This is a genomic window from Olleya sp. Ti.3.14 (assembly GCF_038154885.1).
Classification (GTDB): domain Bacteria; phylum Bacteroidota; class Bacteroidia; order Flavobacteriales; family Flavobacteriaceae; genus Olleya.
Genome location: NZ_JBAKAO010000010.1, coordinates 13327 through 26299, shown reverse-complemented (window position 1 = coordinate 26299; position 12973 = coordinate 13327). Strand labels below are relative to the sequence as shown.

Sequence of the window (12973 nt, the reverse complement as noted above, 5' to 3'; positions counted from 1 at the left end):
TGAATTATATTTTAATTTAATAGATATTTGCACCAGATTTAAAATTTAGATATGTTAAGAATTGAAATAAAAGAAGGCGAAAATATAGAACGTGCTCTAAAACGTTACAAACGTAAGCACAGAAACGTAAAAGTTATGCAAAACTTAAGAGAGAAGCAGTACTTTACAAAGCCATCTGTAAAAAACAGAAGACAAATACAAAAAGCTAGTTATATTCAAGGTCTTAGAGACGCAGAGAATATATAATTAACTACTTTATTTATATAAAAAAACCACGCATTTTTAAATGTCGTGGTTTTTTTGTTGACTTTTATTTCGTAATAATCTTATATTATTAGATAAGTGTAGTGCTTATTTTAACGTGTTTGGCCCAATCTATTAGTGGTTGTGAATAGTTGGTATTTAAATCTTAAAATGCAACCTTAAAATCACCTCAAAGCATCTATTTGTACTTATTTAGACTCAGATTTATATATCCTGTACAAACGATAATTAAAATCTTTATAGTCAGTGCTACAAACACATATAATAAGAATTACTAAAATGTAAAAACCACAAGGCTTTTAGGCTTGTGGCTTTTCTATACTATTTTAATGAATCTTGAACTATTGTTTTGACATTAAAATTTTTGGCAATAACACTATCCAAAAACTTTTTACCATCATCCACACCATCCATATTAAAACCTTCACCAGGTTTTATTGTCCTATCTAATTCAAAATTTAGATTTTTATCATTTCTAAAAATATATTCTCCAAGTAACAAGGCTTTTAACTCACCTTTGGTATAACTATTTAAATAGAAAGAGTCAAGTCTTCGTCTTATTCGTGCTGGTTTAACGTTATTATTTAAACTTTTAGATACTAAAAACAATACAGAATCTATACTTTTAATTTGTCTAAATTGCTGGTTACTTAAATCTAATTTATTTTTAATAATAGATGAGCTAGAACTACAATTAAAAAATATTAAAATAAAAAAATAGCAAAATGCCTTCATTTAGATTTTCTTATAAGTTTATAAATAAATATACCAATTGCTAAAAATATAATTATTCCCAAATCAAACAAAAAAAAACTTCTAAACTAATTTCTTTTTCAAAAAACAGTGCATTTCATCGAAAAAGCCATTTTTTTAAAAATATTGCTGTGGCTAAAACCATACTTCGGACTTTATTGGGTCAAAAGCTTAAAAATTCAACTTCAAAATCACCATTTAACAAACTTTTCAAAACAACAGGATTTCCGTTAGAATAAAATTTTAAAGCAGGTTTATTAATTACTTGATTTAATAAATTGTGTTGTTCCAACACCGTTTTAGTCTGTCTAGCAACTGCAGCACCAGAATCTATAATTTTTACGTGACTAGGTAATAATTTTAAAAGTTGAGGGACTAAATAAGGATAATGTGTACACCCTAAAACTAGATAATCAATATTTGCTTGTATCATAGGTTTAAGATAGGTTTTAAGCAAATCTGTCATTTGACTAGATACGATATTACCGCTTTCTATTAATTGTACAATACCTTCGCCTTCTTGCTCAATAATTGTAATACCATCACTATACAACAAAGAGGTGTTATGAAACAACTCACTACTTAAAGTACCTCTAGTTGCCAAAATACCTATGGATTTAGTTTTTGTATTTAAAGCTGCTGGTTTTATAGCAGGTTCTATACCAATAATAGGAGTCTTATATTTTTGTCTAAGGTGTTTAATTGCATTGGTCGTCGCTGTATTGCAAGCCACTACAACTAGCTTACTGTTTTGATTAAGCAGATATTCTGTATTTTTCTCAGAAAGCGCTATAATAGCCTCTTTTCCTTTTGGACCATAAGGTGCATTTTTACTATCTGCAAGATAAATTGTATTCTCGTTAGGAAGTAATCCATGAATAGCTTTCCAGATGGATGTTCCACCTACTCCAGAATCAAAAATACCAATGGGTTGTTTACTCATAATTATAAATAAAAAAAGCTGTCTAAAGTTAGACAGCTTTTTTTAATTTGAAAGGGATTTTAATTAAAATCCTAATTCTTTTTGAACGTCTTTTAAAAGGTCTTTACCTGCAGCCATAATTACTCCAGATCCTTGAGAAGAATCTAATACGTAATTAAAACCTTGTGCTTTACCAACTTTTAAAATAGCTGCTTTAGCTTTTTCTGTAATTGGCTTTAATAAATCTAATTCCTTTTTTTCTATTTGTTGTTGAGAATCTGCTTGAAACTGACGGATACTTTGTTGCATTTGTGCTAACTCTTCACCACGTTGTTGGTTTACTTCGTTAGTTTTTGTAGGTGCTTCAGCTTCATATTGCTTAGCTTTAGTTTGGTATTCTTGCACCATTTCTTGGATATCTGCTTGATATGTTTTACCCATTTTTTCCATTTCAGCTTTAGCTGAAGTCATTTCTGGCATAGACTCTACAAGGACTCCTGTATCAATATGAGCTACTTTGGTTTGAGCATTTGTAAAACTTGTTGCACCAATAAATAATGCTGCTGCAAATAAAAGTGTTTTAATTTGTTTCATTTTTAAAAAAGTATTTGTGTGTTATAATTATTAATAGTTGTCTTAGTTATCCTCGTTGTCTTCGCTCTGGTTTTCGTCTTTAGCTTTATTACGGTCTTCTAAGATTTTCTTCTTTTTAGCTTCTAGCTCTAATTTTCTTGCTGCTCTATCTGCTAGTTTTTGTTGTCTTCTTTCTTCTAAAATCTCTTCTCTTGTTTTAGGAGTTTGATCTTGCTTAGCGCTTTCGTCTTCATTTACATTTTCAGGAGCGTCATTGGTTTCACTTTCGGTATTACCATTTCTTTCATTAAGCTTATCCTCTCTTGCTTTTGCACGATCTTCTAATATTTTAGCTCTTCTGTCTGCTGCTTCTTGCTTTTTAGCTTCTCTAGCTTCTAATATTTCTTTTTTTCTTGCTTCTGTCGCAGCTTCTCTTGCTGCTTTTTTATCATCTAATATCTTTTGACGTTCTTCTTGGGCATCATTTATTTCTACTATAACATCTTCGTCTTTAGCTTCTTTTCTTTCTGCCTTATTTTTTGCTTGTGTACGCTTTGATGCTCTAGAAATAGTTCTGATAATTTGCTCACTCATATCAAATCGCTCAGCAGAATATAACATGACTACGTCTGCTGATTTATCAAAAACAAAATCATACTTTTTAGCTTTAGCAATATCTTGCACTGCTTGAAAAATCTGATCTTGAACAGGCTGCATTAATTGTCTTTTCTGGATAATTAAATCTCCATTTGGACCAAAACGTTTTTGTTGATAATCTAAAATCTCTTTTTCTTCAAATAATAAATCTTCTTCACGCTCATCAATCAGCTCTTTAGTTAGTAAGGCTTTTTCGTTATTAAGCGCTTCACGCTTTTGTTTAACATCATTAAGCTTACCTTCTATTTCTGTTTTCCATTTTTGGACTTTGCTTTCTAATTGACTTGTAGCATCTGTATATTCTGGAATGTTTTCTAAAATATATTCTGTATCTATGTAACCAATCCTAACGCCACGCTGTGCACTAGCAGAAAAACCTGCAGCTAGCATTACCAATACAATAAGAACTTTTATTTTCATTTTGGAATTTGTTTTATTATTTCTTGATTATAAACTCAAAATAACTTAATTCATTGTAAATAGAATAGTTTTTTGAGTAAGTATTTTCAAAATAACGAATTTTAATTTTAAAAATTTTAATTCTTTTATCAAATCCTTATTAGGTTATTAGAAAATATCGTGCCAAAAATATAAAAAACAAAAAACTATAATTGTTATTTATTGATTTAATTAGGTTTACTGATATATTAATTAAAATTGTTGACCAATAATAAAGTGCGTTTCCCAACCATGTTTAACAGAGCTTCCTGGTAAAGGATCAAATCCATGACCTAAGTCAATCCCTAATAATCCAAATGCTGGCATAAAGATTCGGACTCCAAAACCTGCGGATCTTTTAAGTGTAAAAGGATTGTAGTCTTTAAAATTATCGTAAGATGAACCTGCTTCTAAAAATCCTAATGCATATATTTTAGCAGATTGCTTTAAAGTAATAGGGTATCTTAACTCTAATGAGAATTTGTTATAAATTGTTCCTCCATCTTGAGATGATAATGCTTGATTTGGGTAACCACGTAAGGCTACTGCTTCTCTACCATCTAAACTATAACTTCCTAGTCCATCTCCTCCAACAAAGAAACGCTCAAAAGGAATCACACCTCTATCTTGATTGTAAGCTCCTAAAAATCCAAACTCTACACTTGGTCTTAGTACTAACTTATCTACTAGTCTTGTATACCAATCTCCTCTAAATTTAATTTTATAAAACTCTAACCATTTAAAACGTTCTTGGTCAATTTCGCTAATTCTAGCTGCAGCTTCATTTCTAAGAATTACGTTTGCATTTCCATCATTAACAATTGCTTGATTCTCTGCTCTTTCTACACTTAAAGCAGTATAATCTACACTACTAAACATAGAGTAAGGTATAGATAGTTTTGCTGTTGCAGTAAAACTTGATCCTCCCATTGGGAAAATAGGATCATTAAATGTATTATTTCTGCTTAGTCCTAATGTGTAAGATAAGTTATTAGAGTAACCGTCTCCAAACGTAAATAATCCAGTATTATAGTTTTTTAAATTGTAATGTTGAAAACTTACAGCTTGTGATAATGTGAAAAAATCATCTGGTGTTGATAAACGTTTTGCTAATCCAAAAGTTATACCTGTAATATTAAAACGTTTGTCTTTATCTGCATTTCCAGTAGTTGCATCATATAAAAATTGCTTTGTATGCGATAATGATGTTGAAAACTGTACAGGTTTTTTACCACCTAACCAAGGCTCAGAGAATGAAAAACTATAGGTTTGGAAAAATCTACTAGCTTGCAGTCTTAATGCTAATTTTTGACCGTCTCCCATTGGGATTGGTTTATAAGCATCTTTTTTGAAAAGGTCTTTAATAGAAAAGTTATTAAAAGATAATCCTAAAGTCCCTATAAAACCTCCTCCACCGTAACCTCCTTGAAGTTCGATTTGACTAGAACCAGACTCTACTAGAGAATATTCCATATCAATCGATCCTTCTTCTGGGTTTGGATTTTTAAAGTTAGGTGTTAACTGTTCTGCATCAAAAAATCCTAATTGACTTAGCTCTCTAATAGTACGTACTACGTTTTCTTTACTATATAATTCGCCTGGTCTTGTTCTGATCTCTCTATAAATAACGTGATCGTTGGTCTTTTTGTTACCAACTACAGATACTTTATCAAAATACACAGGTTTACCCTCTGATATTCTAATTTCCATATCAATTACATTACCATCTGCATTAACCTCAACTGGGTTAATTGTAGAGAATAAATATCCATTGTTTTGATATAAGTTTGTTAAATCATCACCATCTGGCTTTGTGTTATCTGCAATTCGTTTTTGAAGTTGTACACCATTATATGTATCTCCTTTTTCAATGCGCAACTTTCTTTTTAAAACCTCATCAGAGTATACTGTATTACCAATAAATGTTACTTCTCCAAAAGTGTACTTTTCTCCTTCTTCTAATTTAATATTTAATGATACTGTTTTATTATCATTAATAATTAACGAGTCAGAAATTATCCTAGCATCTCTGTATCCAACCTCTTTATATCTATCGATTAAGCTAGATAAGTCTTCTTTATAGTCTGCTTCAATAAATTTAGAACGTTTTAAAATTCTAATAGGATTAATTTTTTTGGTGTTTTTCATAGCTTTTCTAAGCTTCTTATCGCTTAAAACACTATTACCTTCAAAATCAATACTTTTTACTTTAACTTTTTGACCTCTATCAATAGCAACCACCATGTTTACAAGAGACTTGGCTATTGAGTCGTTTTTAATTTCGGTAGTTTTTACTTGCACATTGGCATTTAAAAAACCGTCTTTTTTATATTTATTCTCTAAATAATTTTTTGTGGTAGTTACTAAGTTTTCAGTGACTTTAGTACCTTTTTGAAGCTTATTTTCTTTAAGAATAGTTTCGTGTTTACCTTTTTTAACACCAGTAATTTTAACTTCGTTAAGTTCTGGAAGGTCTGTTAATCTAATTTCGACAAAAGCACTATCGCCTTCTACTTTAAGCAAGTAAACTTCGATATCATTAAATAGGTTAGATTTCCATAGTTTTTTGATAGCGTCACTAATTTCTTCTCCAGGAATCATTACCTCACTACCTTTTCTTAATCCGGAATAGGTTATAATGGTTTGTTCACTAAAACTAGTGTTCCCTTTTACGGTAATTTCGGCTAGAATTAATTTTTTACCGTCTTCGTAGCTTAAATCTTGTGCTTTAACAGATAAAGCACTAATAAGCGTCAGTGCTAACAAGGTGTAATTTAAAATTGTTTTCAATGGTAATTGTTTAGCTAATTTGTTCACTGGTTTTCCCAAATCGTCGTTCTCTTTTTTGATATTCTATAATAGCTTCACATAAGTGTTGCTTTGTAAAGTCTGGCCAAAGTACTGGTGTAAAGTACAATTCTGCATAAGCTATTTGCCATAACAAAAAGTTACTAATGCGTTGCTCTCCACTTGTTCTAATAAGTAAATCTACATCTGGTAACGTCTGCGTGTAAAGATGTGCATTAAATACCGATTCGTCAATATTTTCTGTAGAAATTATATTATTTTTAACTTTAGTACTTATTTCTTTAACAGCATTTAGCAGCTCTTCTCTAGAGCCATAGCTTAATGCTAAAGTTAAATCCATGTGTGTATTGTCCTTAGTTAAATCCATAACTTCGTGCAACTCCTTATATACTTTTTTTGGTAATGATTTTAAATTACCTATTGCTTTTAGTTTTATATTATTATCTATAAGCGTCTTGATTTCTTTTTTTAATGAGGACACTAAAAGCTTCATTAATGTATCAACTTCTAACTTTGGACGATTCCAATTCTCTGTAGAGAAAGCGTACAATGTTAAATGTTTTATACCTAATTCTACACAAGACTCTACTGTTTGACGTACAGATTTTGTTCCATTTTCATGACCAAAAGCACGCAACATCCCTTTTTGTTTTGCCCAACGACCATTACCATCCATAATTATGGCAATGTGCTTTGGTAACTGTTTTTTATTTATTTGGTCTTGTATATTCACTTTAAAATCCGCAGTAACATGGGTTTTTTCCAAAGGTGTAAGTTAACGTTACGCCTGTAAAAGTATACCAATCATTATTATTTAAATTCCCAAAACTTCTGCTTGACAGTTCTCCTGCGTCTGGAACGCTTCCATCTAACTCGTCTGAGAAGGTGTAACGTGCTCCAACTTCAAAAGCTAAGACAAACTCTGGTGTCACAGCTGCTTTAAAACCAATTACCATTGGTATTCCCCAAGCATAGCTTTGTGTGTCCTCAGACTGTGTTTCTCCTAAGTTATTGTAATAAAAGTTATCGTGTTGTGCTACACTAAACCCTGTATATAAGTATGGTGTTGCCACAAAGTTACCTTGATGTAAATCAAAATCAAAAAAAGTAAATTCTAAACCAGCAGATAATTCTATAATTTGATTATTAAATTCAAATCCTCTAATTTGTCTACTTGTATCGTCAGAGTCGTTATCTATTCCCTCTAATTCTGTAAAGGTTAAAGAGATCCTGTAAGAGTGTCTAGGACTTCTGTTCCATTTATAAATAGCACCAATTGCTAATTGGCTAGGTGCAATATAGTCTGTAGCACCAACATCTCCAATAAAATTAGAACCACCCAAATACAACCCAAACTCGTTGATTTGTGCACTACTTAATTGTATGCATAAAAATGTTAAAACTACTACTGTTAACTGCTTCATAAATCTTCAAAGTTTGCAAATATAATAAATAAGATTAGCCTATAACAATTTGATTGAAATAGTTACACTTTTAAACAGATTTAACAACAAATTATTGTTTAGTTTCTATTATCCTCACCCCAAAGTAGCTTTTTACGGAGTGTATCTAGAAAAGTTTCGTTATTTAAAACTATCATTTTAATAGTAAATGGTGCTTTTTTGATTGTGATAGTTGTTTTATTGGACAATGTTGCTATTCTAGAATCTAAGGATACTAAATGTTTTTTTTCGCGTCCATTAACTTTTAAAGTTATAACTGTAGTGTCGTCTATAACTAATGGTCTCGCACTTAAATTATGAGGTGCAATTGGTGTTAACACTAAACTTGCAGCATTAGGTGTAATTACTGGACCACCACAACTTAATGAGTAGCCTGTAGATCCTGTTGGTGTAGAAATTATTAAGCCATCACTCCAATATGACGTAAGATATTCTCCATTTAATTCGGTTTCAACCGTAATCATAGAGGTGGTATTTTTTCTGCTTACAGCAATTTCATTTAAAGCAAAATTGCACGAATTAATTTCGGAGTTATCCTCAGAACTTTCAATGGTTAACAAACTACGCTCTGAAATAGCGTACTTTTTATCTAAAATGGCATGTATTGCAGCTTCTATCTCGTCATATTGGATAGTTGCTAAAAACCCTAATCTTCCTGTATTGACACCAACTATTGGGATATTTAAATCTCGCACTAATGTTATTGCTCTTAATATGGTACCATCTCCACCAATGCTTACTAAAAAGTCATAGCTAGAGTCTAATGCAGTAAATGTTTGATAAGTGGTATTTAATTTTGACGATACACCTTTATAAAAGGCATCCTCAATATTAACTTCAATATTTTTATTATTTAAAACATCTAACAATACCTCTAGAGATGCTAGTGGCTTTTTTTTCTGAAATTGGCTAAATATGGCAACTTTCATTATTACATGTTTAAGTATTTATTAAGATAATCAGAGCGCTCTTTTAAGCCATCCAAGTAACTATCTTCCTCGTGACCAGATACAATATTATAACTGTAACGTCTAAAAGTTTGCATGATCTCACTTAATCCTACATTACCAATTTTTAGAGTTATTTGTGCAATATCATTTTCTATTTTAGAAATAAACGCACCATATAATTTACCGTCATTACTTTCTACAATCTGACTAATTTCGCTAAACGAATAATCTGGCAATCCTTTTTCAATGATTAAAACCGCTCCATTTTCTGAGAAAAAAGGGGTTTCATTAAATAATCCAATAATATCATTAAGCTCATAATACCCTAAATATTTATTATTGTTATTTAAAACAGGCATTATATTGGCAGAGTTTTGTGCAAAAGCCTCCAAAACATCCAACCAATTAGTATCCTCTCTAACAAAAAAACCTTCGGTAGCGTAAGCACAATCCGAAATAACCTCAACTTTTTGAAAACAATGTGCATCATTCTCTGATATACATCCCAAATACACACCTTCGTCATTTTTTATAGGAATATGAGAATAAGTCAACTGATTAAAAAGCAATTGCAAATCGCTTACTAACCCAGAATTAAGTAATGGTTTTATATCGTTTATTATGTAATCTGAAAGGTTCATTTTATTAAATCTTTAGATTTGCAAATTAATTAAAAATTAGCACAAAAAGCCTCTTATACTTTGTATTTTTGTATTATTAAATTAAATAATAGTATGACAAAATTAAGCGTAAATATCAATAAGATTGCTACTTTAAGAAACTCTCGTGGAGGCAACACACCTAATGTCGTTCAGTTTGCTAAAGATGTACAACGTTTTGGTGCCGAAGGCGTCACTATACATCCAAGACCAGACGAACGTCATATAAGATACCAAGATGCTTACGATTTAAAACCAGTAGTTTATACCGAGTATAATATTGAAGGTAATCCAATCTCAAAATTTATGGATATGGTTTTAGAGTTACAACCGACACAAGTAACCTTAGTACCTGATAGTATTGACACATTAACAAGTAATGCAGGTTGGGACACCATTAAAAACAAATCTTTTTTAGTTGAAGTTATTACTGAATTTAAGAAAAAAGGCATCAGAACATCTATTTTTGTCGATCCTGATTTAGCACAAATAGAAGGTGCCAAAGCAACAGGAACAGATAGAATTGAGTTATATACCGAAGCTTTTGCACATCAATATAGTTTAGGTAACAAAGAAGCCATACTACCTTATACAAAATGTGCCGAACTAGCCAATAAATTAGGACTTGGTGTTAATGCAGGACATGATTTATCTTTGGATAATATCCAGTATTTTAAACAAAATATGCCAGGATTATTAGAAGTATCCATAGGACATGCTTTAGTTTCTGAAAGTTTATATTTAGGTATAGAAAACGTGGTTAACATGTATAAAAACAAACTAAAATAAATCCATATGCTCTTACACTCAAATATTATTGGAGAAGGAAAACCATTTGTAATACTACATGGCTTTTTAGGCATGAGTGATAATTGGAAAACTCTAGGTAATCAATTTGCTGAGCATTTTCAAGTCCATCTTGTAGACCAACGTAATCATGGTAGAAGTTTTCATGATGATAATTTTCATTATGAAGCTTTAGCAGAAGATCTAAAACATTATTTTGACGCTAACAATATAAAGGACGCCATTTTATTAGGACATTCCATGGGAGGAAAAACAGCTATGTTATTTGCTACGCTGTATCCAGAACTTGTTAGCAAATTAATTATTGCAGATATATCTCCACGTTTTTATCCTATCCATCACGATGCCATTTTACAAGGTTTAAACAGCTTAGACTTTAATGTTTTAAAAAGTCGAAGTCAAGCCGACAAACAACTAGCCAACTATGTATCAGATTTTGGCACAAGACAGTTTTTATTAAAAAACCTGTATTGGATAGAAAAAGGAAAATTAGCACTAAGGATGAATTTGGAAGCTTTAACAGAAAATGTTTCGGAAGTTGGAGAAGCATTACCTATACACGCAAAATTTGAAGGAGACACACTATTTTTAAGAGGTGATAAAAGCGAATATATAGGCAACCAAGATGAAGCAATAATTAAAAACCATTTTCCGGAAGCAAACATAATTACCATAAGTAATGCAGGACATTGGTTGCATGCAGAAAATCCGGAAGATTTTTATAATGCTGTAACAAATTTTGTAAATTAAGGTCTAATAACTAAAACATAAATTATGAACTTAATTATAAGATTATTACTTAACGCTATAGCAGTATTTGTTTTAGCACATATATTAAACGGAGTGGTTGTAGACAGCTATCTAACTGCAGTAATTGTAGCCATAGTATTATCTGTTTTAAACCTATTAATCAAACCTATACTTGTAATACTAACCTTTCCTATAACCATCTTAACCTTAGGATTATTTTTATTTGTTATCAATGGTTTAATAATACTATTAGCAGACAAATTTATTGATGGCTTTGCTGTATCAAGTATTTGGACAGCCATATTATTTAGTATTCTACTATCAATTTTACAATCCCTATTACAATCCTTTTTAAAATCAGATACTAAAACTAAGTAAAACTTAAAAATAGTCTGTAACACAACATGTTAAAAACTTTGCAATACTATAAAAAAGTAGTACTTTTGCACACCTTTTTAATTAAAAAAAACTAGTGTTAAATGCCCTTTTAGGGCTTTATATCATTTATAAATGAATATTACAAGAGAAAACATTGATGCATTAAATGCTGTAGTAAAAGTAGAAATCGTTAAAGAAGATTATAACGATAAGGTTGAAAAAATCTTAGTAGACTACAGAAAAACAGCTAACATCCCAGGATTTAGAAAAGGTCAAGTACCAATGGGAATGGTAAAAAAACAATACGGTAAAGCAGTATTAGTAGATGAAGTAAACAAATTACTTCAAGATGCATTAAACAAATATTTAACTGAAGAAAAATTAGATGTATTAGGGCAACCATTACCTAAGCAGCAAGAAGAAATAAACTGGGAATCTGATTCTTTTTCATTTGAATTTGAATTAGGTCTAGCTCCAGAATTTAGTGTTGATTTAAAAAGCAAAACAGCCATTACACATTACAACATCGTTGCAGATGACAAAATGATTGATGAGCAAGTTGAACGTATCCAAAAACAATACGGTAAAATCACACCTGAAACCGAAGTTACAAAGGATAGCGAAATCACTGGTACTTTTAAAAACGAAGAAAAAGAAATAGATAACACAGTTACTATCACTTTAGATAAGTTTAAAGGAAAAGCAACAGAAAAGAAATTTGTTGGTGCTAAAGTTGGTGATGTAATTACATTAAAAACTAAAGGATTATACGAAGACGATCATGAATTAATGAACGCTTTAAAAATCCAACACGATGATGCTCACGGATTAGATATAGAAGTTACTTTTACTATAACAGAAATAAACAGTCGTGAATTAGCAGATTTAGATCAAGATTTATTTGATAAACTTTTTGGAAAAGACGCAGTTAAATCAGCATCAGAACTTAAAGCTAAAATCAAAGAAGATGCAGAAAAGCAATTTGTACAACAATCTGATCAAAAGTTATTAAACGACGTAACAGAATACTTAGTTGACAACACTAAATTTGATTTACCAGCAGCATTCCTAACAAAATGGATGCAATCTGCAGGTGAAAAAGAAATGGATGAAGCAACAGCTAAGGAAGAATACGAAAAGTCAGAAAAAAGCTTACGTTACCAACTTATCGAAGGTAAATTAATGTCGGACAACGACCTTAAAGTAGACTTTGAAGACGTTAAAACAAATGCCAAAAACATGATTAAAATGCAAATGGCACAGTTTGGACAATTAAATCCTTCTGAAAAAGAATTAGATGACATCGCAGCACGTGTATTAGGAAACCAAGATGAAGTAAGACGTATTTCTGAGCAAGTAGTAAGTCAAAAATTACTGGACCTATACAAAGAAAAAGCAAACATCAAGACTAAAGAAATGTCTTATGATGCTTTTGTTAAAGAAGTGTATGGTGATAAATAATAAATCTTCCCAAATATTTTTATCAATTTGATAAGAATGTATTAGGAACGGTTTAACAAAATAATCATTATCTTTAGGCGTTGTTTAGCA

14 protein-coding genes are annotated in these 12973 nt (G+C 30.9%); 5 read left to right on the top strand and 9 right to left on the bottom strand.

The genetic code is table 11. The annotated features are described in order from the left end of the window. The first annotated feature begins 51 nt into the window (after nt 1-51). Nucleotides 52-246 (top strand): 30S ribosomal protein S21, encoded by a 195-nt coding sequence (gene rpsU, locus V6251_RS12870; protein WP_028283445.1) that lies wholly within the window; start codon nt 52-54, stop codon nt 244-246. A 339-nt stretch (nt 247-585) separates the two neighbouring features. Here rpsU and V6251_RS12865 read toward each other — a convergent pair whose 3' ends face one another. The 9 genes from V6251_RS12865 to V6251_RS12825 form a co-directional block, all read right to left on the bottom strand. Next, nucleotides 586-999, bottom strand: coding sequence for a hypothetical protein (locus tag V6251_RS12865; protein WP_341588540.1), 414 nt, complete (start codon nt 997-999; stop codon nt 586-588). Between the two features lie 181 nt (nt 1000-1180). Continuing rightward, entirely contained in the window at nt 1181-1960 is a 780-nt protein-coding gene (murI, locus tag V6251_RS12860) for a glutamate racemase (RefSeq protein WP_341588539.1), read from the bottom strand. A gap of 63 nt (nt 1961-2023) precedes the next feature. Then, nucleotides 2024-2533: an OmpH family outer membrane protein gene (locus V6251_RS12855; RefSeq protein WP_292942639.1), complete on the bottom strand. Its 510-nt coding sequence runs from the start codon at nt 2531-2533 to the stop codon at nt 2024-2026. Between the two features lie 42 nt (nt 2534-2575). Further along, on the bottom strand, nt 2576-3589 hold the full coding sequence (locus tag V6251_RS12850; RefSeq protein WP_341588538.1) for an OmpH family outer membrane protein: 1014 nt from the start codon (nt 3587-3589) through the stop codon (nt 2576-2578). A 231-nt stretch (nt 3590-3820) separates the two neighbouring features. Further along, the gene (locus V6251_RS12845) at nt 3821-6397 is read right to left on the bottom strand and encodes a BamA/OMP85 family outer membrane protein (RefSeq protein ID WP_341588537.1); all 2577 of its coding nucleotides are present in this window, start codon (nt 6395-6397) and stop codon (nt 3821-3823) included. Between the two features lie 10 nt (nt 6398-6407). Further along, nucleotides 6408-7091 carry an isoprenyl transferase gene (locus tag V6251_RS12840; RefSeq protein ID WP_445933622.1) on the bottom strand — a complete coding sequence of 228 codons (684 nt, stop codon included), beginning with the start codon at nt 7089-7091 and terminating at the stop codon, nt 6408-6410. A gap of 58 nt (nt 7092-7149) precedes the next feature. Further along, nucleotides 7150-7839, bottom strand: a complete 690-nt coding sequence (gene porG / locus V6251_RS12835) for a type IX secretion system protein PorG (RefSeq protein ID WP_341588536.1) — start codon at nt 7837-7839, stop codon at nt 7150-7152. A 98-nt stretch (nt 7840-7937) separates the two neighbouring features. Then, a complete protein-coding gene (locus tag V6251_RS12830; RefSeq protein WP_341588535.1) occupies nt 7938-8807 on the bottom strand; it encodes an NAD kinase in 870 nt (289 codons plus the stop codon). 2 nt (nt 8808-8809) lie between these two features. Continuing rightward, the gene (locus V6251_RS12825; protein ID WP_341588534.1) at nt 8810-9469 is read right to left on the bottom strand and encodes a CBS domain-containing protein; all 660 of its coding nucleotides are present in this window, start codon (nt 9467-9469) and stop codon (nt 8810-8812) included. A 93-nt stretch (nt 9470-9562) separates the two neighbouring features. Between V6251_RS12825 and V6251_RS12820 the strand changes: the two genes are divergently transcribed. The 4 genes from V6251_RS12820 (at nt 9563) to tig (ending at nt 12883) form a co-directional block, all read left to right on the top strand. After that, nucleotides 9563-10276: a pyridoxine 5'-phosphate synthase gene (locus V6251_RS12820; protein WP_341588533.1), complete on the top strand. Its 714-nt coding sequence runs from the start codon at nt 9563-9565 to the stop codon at nt 10274-10276. A 6-nt stretch (nt 10277-10282) separates the two neighbouring features. Beyond that, nucleotides 10283-11044, top strand: a complete 762-nt coding sequence (locus V6251_RS12815) for an alpha/beta fold hydrolase (RefSeq protein WP_341588532.1) — start codon at nt 10283-10285, stop codon at nt 11042-11044. A 24-nt stretch (nt 11045-11068) separates the two neighbouring features. Continuing rightward, the gene (locus V6251_RS12810) at nt 11069-11422 is read left to right on the top strand and encodes a phage holin family protein (RefSeq protein WP_341588531.1); all 354 of its coding nucleotides are present in this window, start codon (nt 11069-11071) and stop codon (nt 11420-11422) included. 132 nt (nt 11423-11554) lie between these two features. Further along, nucleotides 11555-12883: a trigger factor gene (gene tig / locus V6251_RS12805; RefSeq protein ID WP_292942606.1), complete on the top strand. Its 1329-nt coding sequence runs from the start codon at nt 11555-11557 to the stop codon at nt 12881-12883. The last annotated feature ends 90 nt before the right edge of the window (nt 12884-12973 follow it).